This is a genomic window from Nostoc sp. 106C, assembly GCF_002154725.1.
Classification (GTDB): domain Bacteria; phylum Cyanobacteriota; class Cyanobacteriia; order Cyanobacteriales; family Nostocaceae; genus Aulosira.
Map to the genome: position 1 here is coordinate 1 of NZ_MTAW01000040.1, position 23,488 is coordinate 23,488.

Sequence of the window (23,488 nt, forward strand, 5' to 3'; positions counted from 1 at the left end):
TCGTAGCTCATTGCTCTTTGTTTTTTGACCTGTATTTTTTCATGCTTACATTATTCGTGCAAGAGGTCTATTGAGTAGTAGATTTCTCTCTTTAGATATTGCGGCGATTAGCAATGGCTAACGGGTAATAGATGCTGAACTCTAGTCATCTATTACCCGTTAGCCATGAAAAACTCAACACTTTTAAGCAGTTGACTTGGTTAGCTTTCCTACTGATGCAATTGCGTAAGCTGTTTCTTAAATTAACGTAAAAAGCTACTAACTAACCACAATAATATAAACGTCAGTACCGTAGAAAACTGGTTTGACGACAAACTAATGAATGGTACTTGCGGCAAAAGCCAGTTAGCAACTAGTCCTCCGATAATTAGACCAATTATCAGCCCAACCAGCGTAAACAAAACTGCTCTACCAAATTTACCTTCCTTGCGATTGAGAAAGTAAATACTAATTCCCACCCCAACAACTAATGCTAGTTGCAAAACCTGATCGCCTGCAACTGGGTAAAATATACTAGCAGCACTCAAACCCAGATACCAAGCACCAGGTAACAGTACATCAGCAGGGGTTGGCTGATCGAGCATACGTTGCAGCCATGCCGGCGACTGCTCACGGGGAGTTGGGCTTTCTTTCGGGAGCGATTGCACTCGTAACTCTGGAAATCGAATCCGCTCAGGCACTTTAATTTTACCTTCCTGGCGCATCCTTAAGCGATCCATTAAAATCGCGTCGTAAGCCGCTTCAATTACTTCTATAAGCTTGGCATCACCAATGTGTTGCTCCATCTGGCGATTGCGAGCATCTTGAATTTCATCGAAGCTAGCATCTTCTGAGACCCCAAGTTTTTCGTAGGGATTTTGATCGCTCATGGGAGTTTATACTTCAGCCTCGGTCAGCGGCAGTCTTTTGTTGACGGAAATACAAATTTAGGTTTTATTTTGATCGTCACCCATATGCCGATCAATTTTTATGCCCTACCAGGATACTAGCATGGGTTAGTTTGATCGACCTGGGAATTTTAACTATAAGTCACTTTAACATATTGCTATAACTCAGTGTATCCCCTCATGTCGTTGACTAGTTCTGCCTCTACTCTAGAATTTGAACTAGGAATACCTAAATTAAGGTTTTTATGAAAAAATTACCTTTTCTATTTCAATTTTAACTACTGATCCTCCTTGGATCGAGTTTTCACCAGTGAGTTCCATAATTGTTGCTGGTATCGATCCACATATCGATTTAAGATTGAAACAATTTAAATTACCACTTGCTGAGGATAAGGAAAGCATCTAGTTTACTAGACTACTGTGGCTGAGTTCAAAATCAGTGCTTACTGGACACAAATTTAACTATTGCACTACTTGCACGTAAAAGTAAGTCTGTTTCCTAGCTTAATTGTCCAGAATCTTGATTAAACTGTTATTTTAGATAATCAGGAAATGCATCTCTTAGCCTTGTTGTAGATTCTTAACTAAATCCCTCAAGTGGGAACTGCGTTTTTACGCAATTTTCCTGTTAATCCTTATGAATTTTTGTGCAAAGTGATGGTCATGGCTCCTGCCAAGATTCTTGTAGTTGATGACGACCCTGCGGTTCGGAATTTAATCCAACGCTTTTTGATTAAGCAGAGCTATCAGGTAGAAGCTGCCGAGGATGGTAAAACAGCCTTAGCGCTATTTGAGCAATTTAACCCTGATTTGGTAATTTTAGATGTAAATTTACCAGATGTCATTGGGTTCAACCTCTGCCAAGAAATGCAAAGCCGTAATGGTGTTTTTGTTCTTATGCTGACTAGCCGCGCAGACGAAGCTGACAAGATTCGCGGCTTTTCTAAAGGTGCTGATGACTATCTCACCAAACCCTTTGGGCTGGGAGAACTAGAAGTCAGAGTAGCCGCTATCTTAAGGCGTCAGCGAGTTGTAACCACAGCAGAACAAAAACGTCTGGTATTTGAAAAGCTGATGATCGATCCAGTCCGGCGCGAAGTGGCACTTAACAACCAACCAGTACCCTTAACCGCGCTGGAATTTGACTTGTTACATTTTTTAGCTAGCCATCCAGGTCGAGTATGGCGGCGGGCAGAACTTATTCAAGAGGTTTGGGACTACGAATATGTAGGCGATCAGCGGGTTGTCGATGTACATATCGGTCAAATTCGCAAAAAGATAGAAATTGATGCTAGTCAGCCAGCATTAATTCAGACAGTACGTGGTGTGGGGTATAAGTTTGAATGCCCAACTCACTCGCCGCAGTTGGAAGTCAGTTCCTGAGTTCTTAGTCTATAGTCCAGAGTTTTTAACTCTTGACTTTTGACTAATGGCTAAACCTTAAATATAGGTGAACTTTCTTGGCTTGACTCACAGTTAGGTCAAAAAAGCTGCCCAAAGTCATCCCATAATATAGATTCTGCACCTTTACGTATTCAGTGGCTCAGGTTGAAATACTGCTTATTTAAAAGAGTGCATTCCGATATTGAAGCAAAATACATAGCCAGTCAAAATTGTGATAAATCCTCCTTACGGAGGATAAATTTTAGTTAGCTGTGGAATGGTGATCTAAAACTCTGATGTTTTGAATTTACAGACAATAGGGCACTATGAAATACCACGATGCCGTAAAACTATTCAATTACTAACCTTAAAGCTTTTGTCCGTTCCACTGAGAAATTTTTAATAGTTGAATCTGCCTGGAATTTGCAGAGTATTTCACTAGATAGAACAACCATCCTAAACTTTTGCGCTCACGCCTCATAGATATAAACATTAGCGCAAAAATTTAATCAGGTAAAAACTAAATCATTAAGACATGCCGATATTAGAGAACGAGCTACAATAGCACCGTTAATACCATCGTTGCGGCTGTTCTACTTAACTGTGATGGAACAAAGTTTCTAGGTAAACACGGGCAGCACGGCGATCGCTATCTCCATTTTGGAGTAAAAACAGTGACAACGCAGCCGTCAATACTCGGTTTTGATCCCAGTCAGGATGTGTTTCTAAATAGTTTTTTAAGGATTCGTGAAGTGTTTCCGGGATTTCAGTAAAAATGTTAACCGTTGTGTTCATGAGATTTTCCTCCTCTGAGGTCAATCAAGCGGGACCTGTTGCTTGCAGTAAGTAGCCCGATGTCGCACACAGAGTCTTTGATCTGCCAAACAATCTACGCCAACATTTGGGGTATTTTTACACAGTTGATGTCAACGGTTGAACGAACTACAACAGCAAGCCGAATCATTGTGCGGCAAGAGGGGGTAGGTTTGTCAATGCTGCGAAATGTTAAAAACGATTGTATAAAAAGTAATTGCTAACGTAATAATCAAGATTTAAGAGCATTTTTTGTTACATTTTTTAATAAAAACTCAGTCCCTGAAATTCTCTAGAATAGGAACTAAAAAATCCCCAGTAGGATGGTCAGAGCCTATCAACTCGTAGGGCATCTGTGGAAAACTGGTAAAATTTCTGTGGAAACTCTGTGGAATCTGTGAGGAAAAATCCCACTAATGATAAGAATTACAAAAACATTCCCTCTTGATGAAATTTAAGCCCTTACAACTTGCGCCTCAATACCAATTCTCATCATGGCTTTCCCAGATTCAGACTCCTGTTGGGATGTTGGTAGTTGGTAGATTCTTCTCAGAAGTGGGTACTGGCTTTACTCTGTTTTACGCCCCCATCTTTTTTGTGAATCAGGTTGGTTTATCTACAACCACCGTCGGTATTGCTTTGACTAGCACCTCGATTGCTGGTGTTTTAGGGCGGATTGTGGGTGGTTCTTTAGCTGATTCGAGAGAATGGGGACGCCGTCGCACTTTGTTGCTAGCAACAGCGATTTCAGCAGTTGGTTCTTTAGTCTTAGCTGCAACTAGCAATTTTACTACTCTAGTCATCGGCAGTTTGATTGTTGGTTTAGGTATCGGTTTCTATTGGCCAGCCAGTGAAGCTGTTGTCGCTGATGGTAGCCAAATTGAAAATCGTCGTGAAACTTTTGCGATCGCACGAGTTGCAGATAATCTGGGATTGGCGATCGGAAGTGTATTAGCAGGATTGTGGATAGCGCACATAGGGAGTTATCAAGGGCTATTTATCATCGATGCCATCTCCTTTATTGTGTTTTTTGCGGTTATCTACTTGGCGATAAATGAAACTTCTCAACCACAAATTGAGCAATCCCAACAACCGCAACATTTTGCTTCTTGGATAGCAGCATTAAGCGATCGCCGCCTTCTCATTTATGTTGCTGTGAATATTGCCTTTACTACATACATTTCCCAGCTACACAGCACTCTTCCTATCTACTTCAAAAACTTTGTTAGAGCAGAAGATAATACCTTAGGATTGGCTGAGACTACAATTAGCGCTCTATTTGCCTGGCATCTTGCCCTAGCAGTTATCTGCCAATTTCCGATGGCTAGGGTCCTAAAATCCTGCTCTCACACCTTAGCACTTACCATTTCTGCGATTTTGTGGGCAATTGGTTTCAGCCTGATCTGGGTGAGTGCGATCGCCCCATCTCATCATCTGGTTTGGGTAACTTTGGCATTGACAGTATTTGCCCTAGCCTTGGTTTCCTACACCCCCTTTGCTGCCTCTTTAGTCACCGATTTAGCTCCAGAATCTCAACGGGGGGTATATTTTTCCATCAATTCCCTCTGCTGGGCATTTGGCCATTTTGTTGGTTCACCCCTAGGCGGTTGGGCATTGGATCAACCACGAATCATTACCGATAACTTCTGGTTCGGTTTTTCTTTGAGTGTCTTCATTCCCATTGCGATTTTGCAGTATCTCAACAAGATTTTGTCTAGCGAATAACTTCAGATTAAAAGTTGTAAATATTTATCTTCAAACCTCGTCCATTTTAGAAACTGGAGTAGTGCGGGACGGAAAGCCCGCTACGAAGAGCACAGAGCAAGATGCTCCCACTACTTTTAAAACTATGGTTATCAAAATAGACGTGGTTTAGCTATAGCATTTTTAAATTATTTGTCAGCAACCAGTAGCTCAATTTTTGATAAACACTAGTGCCTTATTGAATTAATTTCGATTTATAACTAAATAGGACTTACGTAAAAGTCACGGAATTACGCCATGACGAGCGTAAAGCCTTCTCCTAGCAAAGACGCAGCGCGTAGCTTGCTTCCCCGTAGGGGTACGGCATAGCTTCGCTTAACGCTGAAAGCGTTCCCGTTTCCCGAAGGGGTTGCCGTTCGGCGTAGCCGTTGCCGCAGACTAGGCTAGGGTAGCAACGTAATCGCCTCAAACTCTGCGATTGCTTCCTTACACGGAGCCTGTTGCGAGCGGAGCATGGCAATCTCGGTCGCAATGACAAATTTTGCTTGCGTAAGTCCTGTAAAATCATAGTCAGGGCTTTCTTCTTGGATTAAATAAGTACGTTCTTGCTAAGAACTCACTAAAATACAATATTGTGATTGAATACTATATTTTTATCCTACGTATAATCTGGCTGTATATATTAACGTAATTGCCCTGATGTTGCTTATTTATTTTTTATAAGCTCAGAAAATTATAAACATAAGATTAACTTAATGTTTGGATGGCAAACACAAGCCTTTTACCTAACTAAATAGCTTGTAATTATACCCAATTTAGAGCTTTTTTATTCTATAAATCCAATATCCAATATTTTTTATTAAGCAATCATAATCATAGAAATTTCCAATAATTGTAGTTATCAATTCTTGAGCTAAATATTGTTTACTTTTACTATGGGTAGTTCAAGTTCACTGCGGTAATCATAAAGTTCTCAGAAAATTCAACTGGGAAGTATTGATCTTCAGCGGACACCATACTACATAAATCTGACTTTTGAGTTTCACTATTATGAAGCTCAATTAGTCTGAAATCTTGAATCTTCTTGTATTTAATTCAAATTGGTTTGTGAGGATTTGCTATGAAAGTAAATCTACTAGCTTATGCTGGTGGGCTAAGTTTTTTATATTTAATTACTGGATTATCGCCAGTAAAAGCTACATCTGATTTAGCAGAGAACGGAGATAATGTCAAAACTTTAAATTCTACTGCTCAGACAGCATCTTTTAAAAGCAATTTTGCGCATAGCAGCTTTTCTCAGCCAACGGAATTAATTAACACTTCTGGAAGAAAACAACCAGATTCACCTACTGTAAATCAAGTAAATTCTTCACCCCAGCTATTAGCGTCTGATGCCGTAGAACAGGTCACATCTGTATCGCAACTTTCCGATGTCCAACCTACAGACTGGGCTTTTGCTGCATTACAATCTCTGGTTGAACGCTATGGTTGTATTGCCGGGTATCCCAACAGCACATACCGAGGAAACCGCGCTCTGACTCGCTATGAGTTTGCCGCAGGTTTAAATGCTTGTCTCAATAGAATTAATGAGCTAATTGCTACTGCAACTAGCGATTTAGTTACCAAAGAAGATTTAAATACCTTACAAAAACTGCAAGAACAATTTGCTGCTGAACTAAGCACATTGCGGGGTAGGGTAGATGCTTTGGAAAATCGCACCGCTGAATTAGAAGCAAATCAGTTTTCCACAACTACCAAGCTGAATGGTGAAGCAATTATCTCAGCCATTGGTGCTACAGGTGGTGCTCCGGGCCGAAACGATCCTAATATTATCCTGACAAACCGAGTGCGGTTAAATCTCAACACCAGCTTTACAGGTAAAGATTTACTAATTACTGGTTTGCAATCTCATAACTTTTTAGGCGGTGTTGATGGTAGTGGAAGCTTGCAAGAGAGTTTGGGGTTAGCATCACCTATACTCAGTGCTAGCAGTGCGCGTACTAGTTTTGAACCCCAATTTCCAGGCGTCGATCCGAAAAATTTATCTAGCGTTGGTGCAAACTCTCTCCAGCTTTATAAACTGCTTTATATCTTTCCCGTGGCTGATAAATTGACTTTGTTTGCTGGGACTGCTGCTGAAGTTTCCGATGCTTTTCCAGCCATCACTCCCTTTTACGGTGAAGGACAAGAGGCTATTTCTCGCTTTGCTGGCTTGAACCCTGTATTACGTGTCTCTGGCGGTACTTCCGGTTCTGGTTTAGCATCTGCGGCTGGCTTTATCTATAGTTTTTCCCCGCAACTAGATCTCAGAGCTTTGTATGGTAGTGTCAATGCTAATCTGCCTAGTAAAGCAGGCGATATTCTCCCAGGAGTTTCCAATACCCCCTTGGGAGCAGGGGTATTTAGCGGTAGTAGTGTAGTTGCAGCCCAGTTGACTTTTAGACCCAGCAGTTCCATAGATATTGGTCTGAACTATGCTAATAGCTATCACGAAATCAATATTTTGGGCACAGGATTAACTAGTAGTGATATCGGTGCTTTGGGAGGAGTAGCTTTAGGTACTCCTGTAAAACTTAACTCTTTTGGTGGGACTGTTACCTGGCGCTTTTCTCCCAAGATTGCATTATCTGGCTATGGTGCTGCGCTGTTTGTTGATGATTCTTCCCCAGATGTTGATGCTGGTACTACCTTTACTAGTTGGATGGTAGGCGTTCATTTTAACGATCTATTCAGGCCTGGAAACAATGCTGGTATTATCTTTGGACAACCACTTTATCGTACTGATGCTAGTGGTGCAGCCCAATTAGCACCAGCGGGTGTAAATAGAGCAGTTCCTTACCATTTAGAGGCTTACTACCGCTTTCGGGTAAATGACAATATTAGTATTACCCCTGGTGCATTTGTTTTGTTTAATCCTGAAGGCGATAGCAGAAATGAAACAACAACGGTAGGGGTGCTACGTACTACTTTCACTTTCTAGGGCATGGGGGAGGCAGTGCGTTGTAGAGGTTTCCTCTGTTGTAGCAACTGCCGTCATGGGGCATGGAGCATTCTCCGCGTCTTTGCGTCTCTTTGTCCCGCTTGACCCCAAACCCAGTACTTTCTATCGCCGACGTTGTTGCAACTTGCGATATACGGCTTTCACATCAATTTGATGATGAGCTAAAGCAACCAGAGTATGGTAGAGCAAATCTGCGACTTCTCCAGCAATGGCATCCGCATCATCATCCTTAAACGCCATTACGACCTCAGCAGTTTCTTCACCCAGCTTTTTCAAAATTTTGTTATCGCCGCCTGCAAATAACTGACAAGTATAAGAATTTCCTGTGGGGCGATCGCGGCGATCGCATATCACCTGAAATAATTGTGACAATGTATCTCCTGGTGGCGGCACTATTTGTCCATCAACTTGATGAAAGCAACTACGCTCACCAGTATGGCAGGCCACATCTCCTATCTGTTCTATCCCAATTAGTAGCGCGTCACTATCACAGTCATAACGGATACTTTGTACTTTTTGAATATGATTAGAAGTCGCTCCTTTGTGCCACAATTCCTGACGGGAACGACTCCAAAACCAAGTTTCTCCGGTTTCTATAGTTTTTTGTAAAGACTCTCGATTCATCCACGCCATCATCAAGACCGTGCCATCAAGATAATCTTGAACAATTGCTGGCACTAAACCTCGTTCATCATAGTGAATTTTTTCAATAGGAATGGCTTGGTGCAGTGAATGAGGTTCTTGAGAAGACATACCAGCTAACTTTTTCAGTGACAATGATTCATTGATTCACGATACCATTCTCAATAGGGCATCTGGTATGCTTTTTGCGATCGCAGTTTTTTATCTAACTTTAAACAAGAGCATTTTTATCCATAGCAGACTGCATCTTAACAGCACTTAAAGCGACTTGATGAGCCTTTGTTGCTTCACCATACCAATGAACTGCTGAGTTAAAAGCCGCCCGGTAAAGATCTTGGTATGCTTCCGAAAAACGAGTCCGAATCTCTAAAGGCAATTCTTGATTGGACTTATATAACATATTGTTATTTTTATGGTTCAGGTAATTCTATACGATAGAAGTTCTAAGCAGTTTTTAACCCTATCCTGAGATAGACCTTTTTATTGCCACTGATTTAGGAGAGAACCTTGGTAAATACGACGATTAGAACTACAAAATCACAAGAGATCTTCGCTGCTGCCCAAAATCTCATGCCAGGAGGCGTAAGTTCTCCAGTCCGTGCATTTAAGTCAGTAGGTGGACAACCAATTGTTTTTGATCGCGTTAAAGGCGCATACATTTGGGATGTCGATGGCAACCAATACATTGATTATGTGGGTACTTGGGGGCCTGCGATTTGCGGTCATGCTCATCCTGAAGTGATTGCGGCTCTCCATGAAGCTTTAGAAAAAGGCACAAGCTTTGGTGCTCCATCTGTACTAGAAAATGTCCTAGCAGAAATGGTCATTGATGCCGTTCCTAGCATTGAAATGGTCAGATTTGTGAATTCGGGTACAGAAGCTTGTATGGCTGTGCTGCGTCTAATGCGGGCTTTTACAAACAGGGACAAACTTATTAAGTTTGAAGGCTGCTATCACGGTCATGCCGATATGTTTCTAGTGAAGGCTGGATCTGGCGTTGCTACCCTCGGCTTACCCGACTCGCCAGGAGTACCTAAATCGGCAACTAACAATACTCTAACTGCCCCTTTCAATGATTTAGAAGCAGTCAAAGCCTTATTTGAAGAAAATCGTGATGAGATTGCTGGTGTAATTTTGGAGCCAGTTGTGGGCAATGCTGGGTTTATTACTCCCGATGCTGGATTCCTGGAAGGGTTACGAGAGCTTACCCATGAGCATGGAGCGTTATTAGTCTTTGACGAAGTAATGACAGGCTTCCGCATAGCCTATGGTGGCGCTCAGGAGAAATTTGGCGTTACCCCTGATTTGACTACACTGGGTAAAGTTATTGGTGGCGGCTTACCAGTAGGAGCTTATGGCGGTCGCCGGGATATTATGTCAATGGTGGCTCCAGCTGGTCCCGTGTATCAAGCAGGAACTCTTTCCGGTAATCCTTTAGCAATGACAGCGGGAATTAAGACCCTAGAATTGCTGCAAAAACCAGGGACTTACGAGTATCTTGATCGAATTACTCAAAAGCTAGCAGATGGCATACTGCAAATTGCTCAAGAAACTGGTCACGCGGCTTGTGGTGGTCATATCAGCGCTATGTTTGGCTTATTTTTCACTTCTGGTCCAGTCCATAACTACGAGGATGCAAAAAACTCCGATACAGCTAAATTCGGACGCTTCCATCGCGGTATGCTAGAGCGCGGTATTTACCTAGCACCATCTCAGTTTGAGGCTGGATTTACTTCTTGTGCTCACACAGAAGAAGATATTGAGCAAACTTTAGCCGTAGCAAGGGATGTGCTGTCTAGCCTGTAATCTACCAAAAGTTTTTTGGTAAGAATTCACAAACTCTTCCATTAACTGACCCATAGCTCATAAATAATCTTGCACAACAACGATTATTTATGAGTTCTTTTTATTAAGCTAAACCTCGTCCATTTTGAAACCTGGAGTAGTGCGGGACGGAAAGCCCACTACGACGAGTAAGGAGCAAGATGCTCCCACTACTTTTAAAACTATGGTTCTCAAAATAAATGTGGTTTATATCAAAGTCTTAGGGTACTACTAATTTTTATTCAGTACATATTATACAAACTGATTAGAATTTCCCCCTTCCCAAATTTAAAATCTCATATCTAAAATCTAAAAGATCTTACACCTGTACCCATCGTGAATCTACGCCGCCTAATACCAATATTTGATAATTCCGTCTCCAGCTGGGCTTTAGAGGCGCGGCTGTTGCGCTGGTTAACATTGATTTGGCTGTTTGTCGGTTTGATTATGCTGTTTTCAGCATCTTATACCGTTGCTGCTGCACGTCAGAATGATGGGCTGTATTACTTTAAGCGTCAACTCCTTTGGGTTTTGGTTTCGTTAATTTTATTCAACATTATTGTGCATCTGCCTTTAAAGAAAATTTTAGGGGTAGCCCATTGGTTTTTGATACTTTTTTTAGCCTTAATTTTCGTCACTCTTATACCAGGATTAGGAAAAAAGGCATTTGATGCAGCGCGCTGGATAGCTATCGGACCAATTCCGATTCAACCCTCAGAACTAATTAAGCCCTTTTTAGTACTACAAAGTGCGCGCTTATTTGGCCAATGGGAAAAACTGAGTTGGCGAGTTCGCTTTACTTGGTTGGGCATTTTTGGTCTTGTGCTGCTGGGAATTCTTGCCCAGCCTAACTTGAGTACAACAGCACTCTGCGGTACAACTATCTGGCTAATTGCTTTAGCAGCTGGGTTACCTTACAAATATCTGGGGGGAACAGCAGTTGGTGGAGTTTTGTTAGCGTTAATGAGTATTAGCATCAAAGAGTATCAGCGCAAGCGGGTGATGTCATTTATGAATCCTTGGGCTGATGCTACAGGAGATGGCTATCAACTAGTGCAAAGTTTGCTAGCTGTGGGTTCTGGTCGTACTTGGGGTTCAGGATTTGGCCTTTCCCAACAAAAATTGTTTTATCTGCCAATTCAAGACACTGATTTTATTTTCGCAGTGTTTGCTGAAGAATTTGGCTTTGTTGGCAGTATAGTCTTGTTGATCTTGTTAGCTTTATTTGCCACCTTGGGATTAATGGTGGCGTTAAAGACTAAAAATCCAGTATCTCGACTGGTAGCGATTGGTGTAACTATTGTCATGGTGGGACAATCATTGCTTCATATTGGGGTTGCTACAGGTGCTCTACCCACCACTGGCTTGCCTTTACCCATGTTTAGCTATGGTGGTAATTCGATGATTTCCAGTCTGGTAGCAACTGCGTTACTGATTCGCGTAGCACGAGAGAGCAGTGAAGCAGATGTTGTACCATTGCGAACACCCCACCCTGAACCTCAGCGTCAGCGCCGGATTTTCAAGAGAACTAAAGTTTAATTTTCAATAGTATAATCCTGCGTTTGGACTTATTCTAGACGTAATATTTAAGCGCATGAGTGAAAGCGATCGCAAAAAAACTATCATTCAAGCAGGAAAGAATGTCAATTTTATAGATTTAGGCAATACCTGCTTACCTGCATTTGAAAAGATAACAAGTGTTCTGGTTGTACCTTTTACCCAGGATGGTTTGATTGTATGCGCTATCCTTAACCGTGGCATAGACCTTCCAGGAGGTCATGTGCAGATAGGCGAATTTACCTGTGAAGAAACCGCCAGACGTGAAGTGATGGAGGAAGTTGGCGTTAGTCTGGGGGAATTAAAACTTGTGAAAGTTATCCAGTCTGATTATTACGGGAGTGAACCAGAACAATTGACCTACCTTGTAGTCATGACTGGATTTGTTGAGAATATACTTTCTGACGACTATATCCACGAAAGTTTAGGTAGAAGTATTATTGATATTGACGAGTTTATCTCACAGTATCAAGCTGGCAATAAAGAAGATATGCGGCGTATTGTCCTAGATGCTAAAAGATTGGTGTTTGAAAGTTGCGATCGCAATCTTATTTGAAAACGATGAGAATTATGTAACAACTACATCACACTGTAAAAATCAATCTTTTTGTGCATAAACTCCACTACGCTTTTCTGAATGTAATAGCTGCCATCTATGCTAAATTTAAGCGCGCCCGTTTCGTTCTGTTCAACAGCTTTGAAAATGATGCGGATCGTAAGCTTGATTCTGAGGCTAACTATCCTAACTAATGAATATTTAGGTACTTAATGGAATTTTCGCTTTTTGAAACAACTGCTCAACGGTAAATTCCCACCCCTCAAACAAGGAATCTGTGAGTAATTCATCTCCCATAAAAGTCTTTGGTGGTGCATCTGGGTAAAACACAGTGATGCTTCTGGCTTTACTATCTACCACCCACACCCGCAATACCTGAGCATCCAAATAATCTTTGGCTTTAGCGATCATTTGTCCAAAAGTTTGCCCTGGTGAGATAATTTCAATCACCAAATCTGGAGGAACAGGACAAGCTTCATCTTCGTTCCAGTTGGCTGGTAAACGTTCATTAGAGATATACAAAATATCTGGTGTTGGTACCCAATCTTTTCCACGACGGGTTAATGCTACAGCCCATTCTGGACAAACTATGCCTCTTCCCTCACACCATTGTTCAATTAGATTAAGAAAGGCGTGGGTAAGTTTGGCGTGAAAAAACTTTGGTGACATCTTAGGAATTGCTTGACCATCAACGAGTTCGTAGGTGATATCTCCCTCACCTGGGGGAAGATTCAGGAACTCTTGCAAGGTAAGTTGATTGTTGGCTTGAAGTATCATGGCGCAAATCAGCAGTTATACCATTTTAAATTTTGAATTTTTTACATTCCCTGCAATACCTGCCGAATAGTATCTGCGGGAACTTCATCGGTAACTGTTACTACACCAATTTGTGTGGGTAAAACAAATCTGACTTTACCAGCTTTAACTTTTTTATCTAGTTGCAGTGCCTTAACGATTGCTTCAATATCTACCCCAGATGGTAACTGAGTCAGTAAACCTGCTTTTTGAATTAAGGCGTTTTGACGTTCTGTATCTTCCTTTTGCCACATTCTCAGTTCTACAGCAATTTGTCCAGCTGCTACCATCCCAATACCAACAGCCTCACCATGATTCACGACACGATAACCAGTCAAGCTTTCCACGGCATGACCGATAGTATGACCATAATTGAGAATCGCCCTTAGTCCGGCTTCTTTCTCATCTTTACTAACGACATCGGCTTTAGCTTGGCAGGAGCGAGTTAAGATAGCGTCGATTAGTTCCGGTTTAATGTAGCGGAGTTGATTGAGGTGTTTACTCGCTTCCATTTGGACAAATAATTCCGCATCCCAAATTACGCCGTACTTGATTACCTCTGCCATTCCCGCCCGGAATTCACGCACGGGAAGGGTTTTCAACACATCTGGGTCAATTAACACTAAGCGCGGTTGATAGAATGCGCCAATTAAGTTTTTGCCTTGGGGATGGTTCACACCTGTTTTACCACCAATTGCCGAATCTACCATTGCTAGCAATGTGGTAGGAACTTGCACTACGTTAATACCCCGCAACCAAGTTGCAGCAGCAAAGCCAGCCATATCACCAATTACACCACCACCCAAAGCCACAATCGTGGAGGAACGTTCTAGACGGTTTTCTAAGGCTGTATCGTAGAGTTTCTGAATTGAGTTGAGGTTTTTATAGCGTTCACCTGCTGGCAAGATGGAACTAGCAACTTCAAATCCTGCGGCTGTTAAAGATGCAGTTGCTCTTTCGCCATAATGCTTAAAAATCGTCGGATTAGAAACTAGCAGTACCTTCTTACCTAGCTTCAAACTGCTCATTTGTTCACCCAGTCGATCTAAGCTTCCAGGTGCGATCGCAATCTCATAAGATTGCTGTGGTAGATTCACTTTAATTACAGAAGTCATTGCCCAGCCCCAAAAACACGCCCGTGGGCTGTATTCTATCGCAATCTGGGTGATTGGGGAGATCAGGGCGATAAGGGGAGAGTTACAATGCCCAATGCCCAATACCCACTAACTAATGATTCAATAGATTTAGTGAAGTATTGTGGAGAAAGGTAAATGTTTGCAGTGGTAGCTTATATCGGTTTCTTGGCTTTGTTCGTTGGGATTGCGTCTGGTCTGCTGTTCGGTCTGCGTGCGGCCAAGATACTTTAATCGATAACCTAATTTAAAATAGCCTGCGAAGGCAGGCTTTGTTTGTATAGCCGAGGCAGTGCGTTGTGGGGGTTCCCACGGCAGTCCGTTCAAGTCGGGAAACCCGCCCACACGGCTGCCTCCTCGTTGTAGCAACTGCCGTCCAGACTTCTAGTCTGAGGGCATTTCGTCAAACAATCTCAATCAATCATCCCACAACGGCAGGACTTGCGGCTTTGACTTCTCTTTGAGCAGGTGGACGCATTTCTAAGCCCAGCAAATTTAGCATTTCCCGGTCAGTATCATAATCTGGACAGGGAGTTGTCACTGTCAACATTTTATTGTCGTCGCTGGAAAAGATAGAATTAGCTCCAGCCATGAAACAGAAAGCTTGTTCAACTTGAGAAAGTCTCGCCCTCCCAGCGCTGAGACGTACATCAGAAGCTGGCATAACAATGCGTGCTGTGGCAATCATCCGCACAATATCCCAAATGGGGACATCTGGCTGATTTTCTAAGGGTGTGCCTGGTACTTGGGAGAGAATATTAATTGGCACAGATTCGGGATGAGGACTGAGGTTTGCCAGAGTATGTAACATGGCGATGCGATCGCTGGCAGTTTCACCCAAGCCGAGGATGCCACCAGAACATACGGTAACATTAGTCTGGCGAACATTTTCAATTGTGTTCAGGCGATCGTCGTAAGTCCTGGTGGTAATAATGGTGCTGTAATGTTCCCGTGAAGTATCTAGGTTATGGTTATAGGCGTAAAGTCCGGCTTCTTCAAGTCGCTTTGCTTGCTGTGCCGTGAGCATCCCCAAAGTGCAACAGACTTCTAAACCCATTGCGGTGACTTCTTGCACCATTTCTAGAACTGTCTCAAATTGCGAATTGTCCCGTACCTCACGCCAAGCAGCACCCATGCAAACCCGGCTGACACCCGTCTGTTTGGCTTTTTGGGCAATGCTAACTACCGTGTCTTTTTCTAAAAGTGCTTGAGCTTTTACCTCTGTTTTGTAGCGGGAAGATTGGGCACAGTAGTTACAATCTTCTGGACAACCCCCAGTTTTAATGGAAATTAGCTTACAAACTTGAATTTGTTTTGGGTCATGATATTGGCGATGTACGCTAGCAGCTTGATAAATAAGCTCTAGCAATGGCGTATTGTATATCGCCTGAATTTCTGCTTCTTGCCAATCGTAGCGTATTCTTCCCACCGACATCACTTATCCTTCTTATAGACTGGATTTATCAAGAGCTGTCTTTTCGTTGAATATCCTAAGATACAGCATTTGGTAAAGCGATCGCATAAAATTACGCGGCTGACTGTGCTTTAGTTGCGATCGTCTTAAATCCATCTGCTGTTGATATTAGAAATCAGCTTATCAAGATTTTGATGGTGGAGTAGATTCACCATCAAAATACTTACTCTACCAATCGTCAACAAAGCAATCCCCTCAACAGCTACAGTGCTAACGTTGGAAATAACCTCATCAAGGTAGATAACACAGCAAGGGCCGCTGCTGCTAAATTTATCAATTGTGGGCAATGCTCATTAAATTTCTGTAAATTACATCACTTTTCTCTGTTTCATCTAAATTTCCTTACCCTTCAGCTAAATGCAGTAGGCATCAAAAAAGTTACAACATCCCAAGATTTTTATTAGCAGATATCAAGTTAAGCATCTAGTTTATGAAATCAGAACTACCATTGATAACGAGCGATCGCATGTTATTAAGAATCGGCATCCGAGAGGATATCTCCCAAATTGTGAAATATTTTACAGAAAACAAAAATTATCTTACCCCATATTATCCCAATTGGGCTGAGGATTTTTTCACAGTAAAATACTGGCAATATCAGGTTGAAGGTAATTTATTAGAATTTCTCAATGACCACTCATTAAAGTTATTTATTTATCCTAAAAAAAATCTGACTGAAATTATTGGCACTATCAACTTTAGTAATTTTGTCCGAGGTGCTGCTCATTTCTGCTTTGTGGGATATAGTCTGGCGGAGGCTGAACAAGGTAAAGGCTATATGACAGAAGCGCTCAAAGCAGCTACTCAATATGTCTTTGAAGAATTAAATATGCACCGCATTATGGCAAATTATATGCCTCACAATCAACGCAGTGGTAATGTGCTCAAAAGACTCGGCTTTGTTGTCGAAGGATATGCTAGAGACTATTTATTAATTAATGGTCAATGGCAAGATCATATTCTTACCAGTCTTACAAATCCTAATTGGCAAAACCCCAAATATTAGCCAAATATTTATTCTTCTATTTTTTTCTAGTTGCTATCGATAGGAATAAAAATTCATGGCAAATCCATATAAAATACACAGTAACTCCACAATTAACTGTAATAGTAATTGAAGTTCATACCAAGTTGCTTCAGCAACACCAGGTGAAGGGGGAATTAGATAACCAGTATCTAATTCCCCACTTTTTTACCTCAGTATCGGTGAGTTAAACTAGATACTAAAAAAAATTGTCTCTGAACTCTGTGATTTACTTGCAAAATTTGATTAATTTTCCGTACCTTAAAGACATCCGGCGTTTGAAGTGTCTACGCTGATGCTATTGCCAGAGGTACTATTAAGAGAAGAATTAATCAAGCTTACTTGTAATGACTCTGGCTGAAACTTTTAACCACACAAATTCTAGCAATCCTTTTCTTACTCTCAACTACGAACCAGCCTTAGAATCTCTAGGCAATGATTACTACGACGAAGTAGCAGCCGCGGAATTTCCTCAACATCTCCTGCGCTGGCGCAACGACTCACTGCTACCTCGTTTGGGACTCAATCCTCAAGCAGTCACTGATCAAGATTTCATTAATGCCTTTGGCAAATTTCAAGAGCGCAAACCATTGTTAGCCTTGCGTTATCATGGCTATCAATTTGGTGAATATAACTCTAGCTTGGGTGATGGTAGAGGCTTTCTTTACGGACAAGTGCGCGGTATTGATGGCGAATTGTACGATTTTGGTACAAAAGGTTCTGGTAGAACTCCTTACTCTCGTGGCGGCGATGGAATGCTGACACTCAAAGGTGGAGTTCGAGAAGTTCTTGCTGCGGAAGCTTTACATTACCTGGGTGTACGCACATCTCGCTGTTTAACCATGATTGAAACAGGTTTATCTCTGTGGCGAGGTGATGAACCTTCACCGACTCGCTCATCTGTAATGGTAAGAATGAGCAGTTCTCATATTCGGTTTGGTAATTTTGAGCGATTGCACTATTTGCGGCGTCCAGATTTAACCCAAAAGTTATTAGACCATGTAATTGAACAGTACTATCGCCACTTAATTACCGAAAAAGATAAATATGCGCTGTTTTATGCAGAATTAGTCAAAAGGGTAGCACAACTTGTTGCTCAGTGGATGGCAGCTGGTTTTTGTCATGCTGTCTTAAATACTGACAATATGTCAATTACGGGGGAGAGTTTTGACTACGGTCCTTATGCATTTATCCCTACTTATGACCCGTACTTTACTGCTGCATATTTTGATTATTATAGACGCTATTGTTATAGCTATCAACCAGGAATTTGTAAGTTGAATTTACAACTGCTTCAGGAACCTTTAAAAGCAGTAATTGATCAAGGTGATATGGAGCATGGATTAGCAAGCTTTGATGAATATTATCGTGCTGAATACCGCTCTTTAATGTTGAAGAAGTTGGGTTTTGAGAAGTTGCTCGTACCAGAAGTTGATGAGCTTTTTCCACTAACAATTGAATTTTTGCAAGCTAGCCAAGTTGGTTATCACCAATTTTTCTATGAGATGGCTCGTACCTTTTCAATTAAATGGCGAGATGACCCAGCTTTTGTTTTGCATAGCCCAGATATTGCACCAGCAACAGGATCATCAGCAATTTTCGATAATTGGTGTATCTTATATCATAAAATTTTAAATAATTTTGCTCCTGAGCAAATGGATATAATTTCCCAAACTCTGAATAGTTATAATCCGAAGACTGCTTTATTAAGGCCTGTGATTGAATCAGTTTGGGAACCAATTGCCCAGGAAGATAATTGGCAACCATTTTATGAGCTAATTAATCAAATTCAATCAGGTAATTAAGTAACCATCATGAATAGTTTTACTCTGTGTCTCTGTGATTAAATATTTTTACCACAAAGACAAAAAGTATTTAGAAGTTAGTGATTAATTAATTTAGCTAGTGGAATTGCTATAGATTTTTCCAAAACTCCGATCGCGATTAATTTCAATCACTAAATCAACTAATTTGGGAGATTTGACCAAAGGTTTAATAAATAGTTCTGGGTGCAGCGATCGCCAAAAATAATTGACAAATTGTTCTATCTCTGATTCGCTCATTCCTGGTTTACCAGCTGCGATCATCTGCTGTTCCGCTTGTTTACGCCATGTTAAGGAACAGCGATAATCAGTTGGATAGAGAACTATTAAACTATCCAATCGTTCCCAAAGCGGCAGATAATTCTGTAACTGACGATTAATCTCACGGGCAAATTGCCGATCATCATCTGTGAGAATGGGTGGTGGTGCGCTGTCAAAAGCTTTTGGATCAATTGGTCGCACTCCCACAAACCAACCTTCAAATAGCAGAATATCCACGCCTGAGAAAATTTCTGGGGTGGTGCGATCGCCTGCACCGTTGTAAGCTGATTTATCAAATCGGGGAACAATTATTGGGCTATGTGATTGATGAATCTGGTCTAATAAATTCAAGCCTAAATCGATATCGTGAGTTCCCGGCGGCCCACGCCAAATTAAGCGGGGGTCTTGTTGTGTTAAAACTAAGCGAGCGCTATAGGTTTTGTATAAGTCATCCAAAGATAAATTTACGGTGCGGTGTCCTAACTCCTGAAGAATCAAGGTCAGCGCTTTGGACATGGTGGTTTTACCCGTTCCCTGTACTCCTAAAATTCCCTGAATTAAGGGATGTCCCAATTTTTGGCGCACTGATGCTATCTTGATTGCCAAAGGTAGCCATAAATCCCAGAGGATATGCAACATCTGTTGGGGTTGGACTTGCAGAGTAGTTTGGCAAAATTCACTAAAAGCTGGGAGAACAGATTTGAGTAACTGCGATCGCGCTTGGATGGCTTCATCCACGTTTTCTGGTGCGATCCCAAAAGCTTGCGCCCTGAAATTATCTGCTAAGGCTGCTTCTTTAGCTTTTTGTTGCCAGGTTTCTGTAGCTATATCCGTTATGAGAATTTCACTCAGCCATGAATTCATAGTATTCACGACCCCAACTTCAAGGCTTCAATAAACAAGCTGTAGGTAAAACCAACCTTGAGAATATTTATTGATTCCACCCATAGCGATCGCTTGGATAAAAAGCTACGACTGTAGAATATTCTGCTAGTAATTTCTGTCAAAAATACTAAAATCGCAGCTACCCAAATATCTAGTTCTGCCTTTTGTCCAGCTGTAGTGGAAATTGCCGTTCCCAGAAAAAAACCAAATAAAAAACTAATTATTAGTAGCGACAATCGCCGCCAAGGATTGACAAACCATTGCCCCAATCGCCTAGCAATGGCATCAAGCAAGTTATTCAAACGAGTGTTTTGCATGAGTGGGAGTGCAATAGAAAAGTCAAGAAATCATCAAATATTTCTCTTTATAAAGATATCGGTTTTAGCATAAGCTTGTTTGAGTAGTAGTTTAGATATCTATTGGATTTTCAGTGATTATCACATTTTATACATGGTGCTATCTACAAGAAAGCGCAACTCCTCAAAGAATTTTTGAATGTGAGGCATCACGTCTCAACAAGAAGAGTTATTTTAAAATATGAAGTGTGAAATATTAAGAAGAATGAAGTTTATTCCACAGAGAAATCTGGGGGTTTATCACCAGAGTATTTGTTGCGATCGCTACTTCTAACTTCAAAATTACTCTTTGTGCTTCTACGAATAAATTTGCTAGTCATGTATCATATTGTTTGTTTTAGTTCCAATTTCTTAGAGGATAGTGCCTTGATTAATCAGGTTTTTACCTGATTTTTTGATAGAGAATCAAGGTAATTCTTTGTGTCAGTATGTTTCCTGAAAATGCTACTTATGATACATAGCATGACTTGGTTTCAGGAGACTCTATAGTAGACAGTTTCTTTGATTGTCACTTCAAATAATAGGCTACTATTTGGTCAAGCCTAGACAAATACTTATTTCTAATAACTATCAAAATGAAAACGTCAGTGTATCGTAACGCTGCTGTTCTAGCTTGTTCTTTAGGACTGTTAGGGTTACTGGTGGGGTGCTTTGGGATGAGTGTTTCTTTTGAGACTACAGATCCAGACGCAGTTTCATCACAACCCAATGAAACGCCTCGGGTTTCAAGCAATCCATCGTCATCTGTTGCTCATGAAACATTTACCTCCACTAACGTTTCTAATTCAGAGACAACCGCAAGTAATCAAGTAGAATATAGCACTAGTAAGGTTACTGCCCGCTTGGCATATAGTCAAGACTCAAAGGGAAATGCCAAAGACCGAGGAACTTTGCGCATGAGCAATCAAACCAATCAGCCTGTGCGGCTAGCTCTATTAGCCCGACAGCCGGCGGTGAAAAGCTCTTCTACTGGGACGCAATACGATCTCCCAGCACATTGGGATTTTGCTCCGCAAGAAGGAAGTGAAAAGGGATTGCTGCTATCTTTGCCTAAAGGTAACTTAAAGTTAGAAAAGGGAGATATTATAGTAGCCTTTGCCCAAGATGGCTCCCGTCGCTACTGGGGTCCATATGTAGTTGGGGAAACATCCTTACCTAAATGGAATTCCCAAAAACAAGAATGGCAACTGATACTTACTCAATAGTCTAGAGTTGATAGTCAACAGTCCAGAGTTAATTACTGAACCAAAACCAGAAATAATAAAGAACAAAATATAACTAGTCAACGACTAATGACTGTTGGCTATTAACCATTGACTGAATAAGTAATGAAGATGAAATTGAGCTTTCCCCATACTGTTGACCAGTGGTTCAAGAATATACTAGAGCGTCCAGCCCTTGCTGTGACTGTATCGGTTCTATGGTTGATTGTGATTGGTTGGATAGCTTATGGGTGGAATTTAGGCAACATTGGCTTAGTTGATGAAACAGAACCACTGTTTGCTGAAGCTTCCCGTCAAATGTTTGTAACCGGGGATTGGATTACTCCATTTTTTGATAATGAGACTCGCTTCGATAAGCCTGCTTTAATTTACTGGTGTCAAGCGATCGCTTATGCAATTATTGGCGTCAACGAGTGGGCTGTGAGACTTCCATCAGCGTTAGCAGCGATGGGAGTAGTTGGTTTAGCCTTTTACACAGTACATTGGTCCCTATCCAGACAGGATGAATTAGAACAAGTTTCACGCCCTGTGCGCCGTTACTTAACAGCTGCTCTAGCAGCAACTATCATGGCACTAACCCCAGAAATGATTGCATGGGGAAGAATTGGTGTCTCCGATATGCTGCTGACTGGGTGCATCGCATCAGCCTTGCTATGCTTTTTTTTGGGTTACGCCGGACATGGAGGGATTAGAGGAAAATCTTCTTCATCTGCTTTTCCTAATAAATGGTACTTAGCTTGTTATGTGCTAATTGCTGGTGCAATTTTAACCAAAGGGCCTGTAGGGATCGTCCTGCCTGGGATCATTATCGGTGCATTTGTCCTTTACCAAGGAAAGCTGCGAGAAGTATGGCAAGAAATGCGTCCTTTAATGGGGATGCTAATTATTTTAGTTTTATCAGTCCCCTGGTATGCGTTAGTAATTTGGCGCAATGGCTGGACTTATATTAATTCTTTTTTTGGTTATCACAACTTAGAACGCTTCACAGAAGTAGTTAATGGTCACTCAGCACCTTGGTATTTTTACTTTCTGGTAGTGCTTTTAGGGTTTGCACCATACTCAGTCTATCTACCAGCGGCGATGATCAAACTGAAGTTTTGGCAGCGATCGCACTGGCGTTCTCAAGAACGCTCTCAACAATTAGGTTTATTTGTTTGCATTTGGTTTCTTGGTGTTTTTGGCTTTTTCACGATTGCTGTCACCAAACTCCCCAGCTATGTATTGCCATTAATGCCAGCAGCAGCTATCTTGGTGGCTTTATTATGGAGCGACCTGATTCCAGATCCAGATACACAGAAGCGTTCCCCAGCCCCCGCATCCTTTTTCTGGAGTGCTTGGGTGAATGTAGTATTTTTATCAGCAGTGGCAGTAGGACTATTTCAATTATCTAAGTTAGTTGGCTACGATCCCGCTGCACCCAACTTATATCAGCTAATTCAACAGTTGGGTTTGCCAATTACGGGAGGTATGATTTGGCTTTTTTGTGCCATCATCATTGCAGCTTTCATCATAACTCGCCGTTGGCCGTGGATCATCAGTGCGAACTTGCTAGGATTTATTGCATTTTTTATTGTAGTTTTGATGCCTGCTTTATTGGTAATGGATCAGCAGCGTCAGCTACCTTTACGGGAATTGTCTGCGACGATAGTGCAAGTACAGCAACCAAATGAAGAATTAGTCATGCTAGGCTTCAAAAAACCGAGTGTGGTGTTTTACAGTCATAAGCACGTTACCTACATCCCATCTTCACAAGAAGTTGTAGACCATATTCACAAGCAGAATACTAAGCCACCCAAAGCTTCCTCTTTGCTACTTTTAGCTGAGCAGGACAGATTTGTACATATGGGCTTGCAACCGGAAGATTACCAGCTCATAACTAGCAAGGGTGCTTATTATTTAATTCGCGTTCCTGTGAAGAAAATAAAAAATGAAAAATTAGATATATCCTACTCTCTTCCTAGTGAAAAAATCTCTAATTAAAACAACCCTATAGACCAAAGCGGTGAGATATTGGTCAGCAAATATGTTTAGTTAAATAGTAGCTGACTATCTCATGCTTGGTTTATTTGACAATCTTGGGCATTGTCTGTCTAATAGACCTCTTGCACAAATAATGTAAGCATGAAAAAATACAGGTCAAAAAACAA

The 23,488-nt window shown here is 41.4% G+C and carries 20 protein-coding genes; 11 read left to right on the forward strand and 9 right to left on the reverse strand.

Features of this window, described 5'->3' with window-relative positions:
- Positions 1-242: 242 nt before the first annotated feature.
- Positions 243-869, reverse strand: a complete 627-nt coding sequence (locus BV375_RS02605) for a CPP1-like family protein (RefSeq protein ID WP_086756964.1) — start codon at positions 867-869, stop codon at positions 243-245.
- A 681-nt stretch (positions 870-1,550) separates the two neighbouring features.
- Between BV375_RS02605 and BV375_RS02610 the strand changes: the two genes are divergently transcribed.
- Positions 1,551-2,270 (forward strand): response regulator transcription factor, encoded by a 720-nt coding sequence (locus BV375_RS02610; RefSeq protein ID WP_086756967.1) that lies wholly within the window; start codon positions 1,551-1,553, stop codon positions 2,268-2,270.
- Between the two features lie 597 nt (positions 2,271-2,867).
- On the opposite strand, the gene BV375_RS02615 is transcribed toward BV375_RS02610, so the two are convergent.
- Positions 2,868-3,065, reverse strand: coding sequence for a DUF2811 domain-containing protein (locus tag BV375_RS02615; RefSeq protein ID WP_086756970.1), 198 nt, complete (start codon positions 3,063-3,065; stop codon positions 2,868-2,870).
- A gap of 465 nt (positions 3,066-3,530) precedes the next feature.
- On the opposite strand from BV375_RS02615, the gene BV375_RS02620 reads away from it, so the two are divergent.
- Together BV375_RS02620 and BV375_RS02625 are read left to right on the forward strand one after the other, a co-directional pair.
- A complete protein-coding gene (locus tag BV375_RS02620) occupies positions 3,531-4,808 on the forward strand; it encodes an MFS transporter (protein WP_086756972.1) in 1,278 nt (425 codons plus the stop codon).
- A 1,099-nt stretch (positions 4,809-5,907) separates the two neighbouring features.
- Positions 5,908-7,767 carry an iron uptake porin gene (locus tag BV375_RS02625; RefSeq protein ID WP_086756974.1) on the forward strand — a complete coding sequence of 620 codons (1,860 nt, stop codon included), beginning with the start codon at positions 5,908-5,910 and terminating at the stop codon, positions 7,765-7,767.
- Between the two features lie 123 nt (positions 7,768-7,890).
- Here BV375_RS02625 and hisIE read toward each other — a convergent pair whose 3' ends face one another.
- Positions 7,891-8,541: a bifunctional phosphoribosyl-AMP cyclohydrolase/phosphoribosyl-ATP diphosphatase HisIE gene (gene hisIE, locus BV375_RS02630; protein WP_086756977.1), complete on the reverse strand. Its 651-nt coding sequence runs from the start codon at positions 8,539-8,541 to the stop codon at positions 7,891-7,893.
- A 100-nt stretch (positions 8,542-8,641) separates the two neighbouring features.
- Positions 8,642-8,830 carry a ChaB family protein gene (locus BV375_RS02635; RefSeq protein WP_086756979.1) on the reverse strand — a complete coding sequence of 63 codons (189 nt, stop codon included), beginning with the start codon at positions 8,828-8,830 and terminating at the stop codon, positions 8,642-8,644.
- Between the two features lie 107 nt (positions 8,831-8,937).
- On the opposite strand from BV375_RS02635, the gene hemL reads away from it, so the two are divergent.
- From hemL to BV375_RS02650, 3 genes are all read left to right on the forward strand, one after another.
- On the forward strand, positions 8,938-10,236 hold the full coding sequence (gene hemL / locus BV375_RS02640) for a glutamate-1-semialdehyde 2,1-aminomutase (protein ID WP_086756982.1): 1,299 nt from the start codon (positions 8,938-8,940) through the stop codon (positions 10,234-10,236).
- 354 nt (positions 10,237-10,590) lie between these two features.
- Positions 10,591-11,793: an FtsW/RodA/SpoVE family cell cycle protein gene (locus BV375_RS02645; protein WP_086756985.1), complete on the forward strand. Its 1,203-nt coding sequence runs from the start codon at positions 10,591-10,593 to the stop codon at positions 11,791-11,793.
- Between the two features lie 55 nt (positions 11,794-11,848).
- The gene (locus BV375_RS02650; protein WP_086756987.1) at positions 11,849-12,367 is read left to right on the forward strand and encodes an NUDIX domain-containing protein; all 519 of its coding nucleotides are present in this window, start codon (positions 11,849-11,851) and stop codon (positions 12,365-12,367) included.
- Positions 12,368-12,568: 201 nt separating this feature from the next.
- Here the strand turns inward: BV375_RS02650 and BV375_RS02655 are convergent, their stop codons facing one another.
- Positions 12,569-13,144 carry a Uma2 family endonuclease gene (locus BV375_RS02655; RefSeq protein WP_086756990.1) on the reverse strand — a complete coding sequence of 192 codons (576 nt, stop codon included), beginning with the start codon at positions 13,142-13,144 and terminating at the stop codon, positions 12,569-12,571.
- A 41-nt stretch (positions 13,145-13,185) separates the two neighbouring features.
- Positions 13,186-14,277: a 3-dehydroquinate synthase gene (gene aroB / locus BV375_RS02660; protein WP_086756993.1), complete on the reverse strand. Its 1,092-nt coding sequence runs from the start codon at positions 14,275-14,277 to the stop codon at positions 13,186-13,188.
- Between the two features lie 156 nt (positions 14,278-14,433).
- Here aroB and petL point away from each other — a divergent pair, with 156 nt between their 5' ends.
- Positions 14,434-14,529 (forward strand): cytochrome b6-f complex subunit PetL, encoded by a 96-nt coding sequence (gene petL / locus BV375_RS02665; protein ID WP_086756995.1) that lies wholly within the window; start codon positions 14,434-14,436, stop codon positions 14,527-14,529.
- A gap of 187 nt (positions 14,530-14,716) precedes the next feature.
- On the opposite strand, the gene bioB is transcribed toward petL, so the two are convergent.
- Positions 14,717-15,730 carry a biotin synthase BioB gene (gene bioB, locus BV375_RS02670; RefSeq protein WP_086756998.1) on the reverse strand — a complete coding sequence of 338 codons (1,014 nt, stop codon included), beginning with the start codon at positions 15,728-15,730 and terminating at the stop codon, positions 14,717-14,719.
- Between the two features lie 469 nt (positions 15,731-16,199).
- Between bioB and rimJ the strand changes: the two genes are divergently transcribed.
- Together rimJ and BV375_RS02680 are read left to right on the forward strand one after the other, a co-directional pair.
- Positions 16,200-16,775 carry a ribosomal protein S5-alanine N-acetyltransferase gene (rimJ, locus tag BV375_RS02675; RefSeq protein ID WP_086757000.1) on the forward strand — a complete coding sequence of 192 codons (576 nt, stop codon included), beginning with the start codon at positions 16,200-16,202 and terminating at the stop codon, positions 16,773-16,775.
- Positions 16,776-17,140: 365 nt separating this feature from the next.
- Positions 17,141-18,598: a YdiU family protein gene (locus tag BV375_RS02680; protein WP_086757003.1), complete on the forward strand. Its 1,458-nt coding sequence runs from the start codon at positions 17,141-17,143 to the stop codon at positions 18,596-18,598.
- Between the two features lie 93 nt (positions 18,599-18,691).
- Here BV375_RS02680 and BV375_RS02685 read toward each other — a convergent pair whose 3' ends face one another.
- Together BV375_RS02685 and BV375_RS02690 are read right to left on the reverse strand one after the other, a co-directional pair.
- Complete coding sequence (locus BV375_RS02685) at positions 18,692-19,741, reverse strand: glycerate kinase (protein WP_086757005.1); 1,050 nt, start codon at positions 19,739-19,741, stop codon at positions 18,692-18,694.
- Positions 19,742-19,746: 5 nt separating this feature from the next.
- The gene (locus tag BV375_RS02690) at positions 19,747-20,079 is read right to left on the reverse strand and encodes a DUF565 domain-containing protein (protein ID WP_086757008.1); all 333 of its coding nucleotides are present in this window, start codon (positions 20,077-20,079) and stop codon (positions 19,747-19,749) included.
- A 614-nt stretch (positions 20,080-20,693) separates the two neighbouring features.
- Here BV375_RS02690 and BV375_RS02695 point away from each other — a divergent pair.
- Both BV375_RS02695 and BV375_RS02700 read left to right on the forward strand, forming a co-directional pair.
- Positions 20,694-21,323 carry a hypothetical protein gene (locus BV375_RS02695; RefSeq protein WP_086757010.1) on the forward strand — a complete coding sequence of 210 codons (630 nt, stop codon included), beginning with the start codon at positions 20,694-20,696 and terminating at the stop codon, positions 21,321-21,323.
- 123 nt (positions 21,324-21,446) lie between these two features.
- Complete coding sequence (locus tag BV375_RS02700) at positions 21,447-23,321, forward strand: glycosyltransferase family 39 protein (protein ID WP_086757012.1); 1,875 nt, start codon at positions 21,447-21,449, stop codon at positions 23,319-23,321.
- The last annotated feature ends 167 nt before the right edge of the window (positions 23,322-23,488 follow it).

Bases quoted from the DNA above. Each gene is read 5' to 3' on its own strand.
- BV375_RS02605 (WP_086756964.1), bottom strand. From the start codon at position 869: ATGAGCGATCAAAATCCCTACGAAAAACTTGGGGTCTCAGAAGATGCT.
- BV375_RS02610 (WP_086756967.1), top strand. From the start codon at position 1,551: ATGGCTCCTGCCAAGATTCTTGTAGTTGATGACGACCCTGCGGTTCGG.
- BV375_RS02615 (WP_086756970.1), bottom strand. From the start codon at position 3,065: ATGAACACAACGGTTAACATTTTTACTGAAATCCCGGAAACACTTCAC.
- BV375_RS02620 (WP_086756972.1), top strand. From the start codon at position 3,531: ATGAAATTTAAGCCCTTACAACTTGCGCCTCAATACCAATTCTCATCA.
- BV375_RS02625 (WP_086756974.1), top strand. From the start codon at position 5,908: ATGAAAGTAAATCTACTAGCTTATGCTGGTGGGCTAAGTTTTTTATAT.
- hisIE (WP_086756977.1), bottom strand. From the start codon at position 8,541: ATGTCTTCTCAAGAACCTCATTCACTGCACCAAGCCATTCCTATTGAA.
- BV375_RS02635 (WP_086756979.1), bottom strand. From the start codon at position 8,830: ATGTTATATAAGTCCAATCAAGAATTGCCTTTAGAGATTCGGACTCGT.
- BV375_RS02650 (WP_086756987.1), top strand. From the start codon at position 11,849: ATGAGTGAAAGCGATCGCAAAAAAACTATCATTCAAGCAGGAAAGAAT.
- BV375_RS02655 (WP_086756990.1), bottom strand. From the start codon at position 13,144: ATGATACTTCAAGCCAACAATCAACTTACCTTGCAAGAGTTCCTGAAT.
- aroB (WP_086756993.1), bottom strand. From the start codon at position 14,277: ATGACTTCTGTAATTAAAGTGAATCTACCACAGCAATCTTATGAGATT.
- petL (WP_086756995.1), top strand. From the start codon at position 14,434: ATGTTTGCAGTGGTAGCTTATATCGGTTTCTTGGCTTTGTTCGTTGGG.
- bioB (WP_086756998.1), bottom strand. From the start codon at position 15,730: ATGTCGGTGGGAAGAATACGCTACGATTGGCAAGAAGCAGAAATTCAG.
- rimJ (WP_086757000.1), top strand. From the start codon at position 16,200: ATGAAATCAGAACTACCATTGATAACGAGCGATCGCATGTTATTAAGA.
- BV375_RS02680 (WP_086757003.1), top strand. From the start codon at position 17,141: ATGACTCTGGCTGAAACTTTTAACCACACAAATTCTAGCAATCCTTTT.
- BV375_RS02685 (WP_086757005.1), bottom strand. From the start codon at position 19,741: ATGAATTCATGGCTGAGTGAAATTCTCATAACGGATATAGCTACAGAA.
- BV375_RS02690 (WP_086757008.1), bottom strand. From the start codon at position 20,079: ATGCAAAACACTCGTTTGAATAACTTGCTTGATGCCATTGCTAGGCGA.
- BV375_RS02695 (WP_086757010.1), top strand. From the start codon at position 20,694: ATGAAAACGTCAGTGTATCGTAACGCTGCTGTTCTAGCTTGTTCTTTA.
- BV375_RS02700 (WP_086757012.1), top strand. From the start codon at position 21,447: ATGAAGATGAAATTGAGCTTTCCCCATACTGTTGACCAGTGGTTCAAG.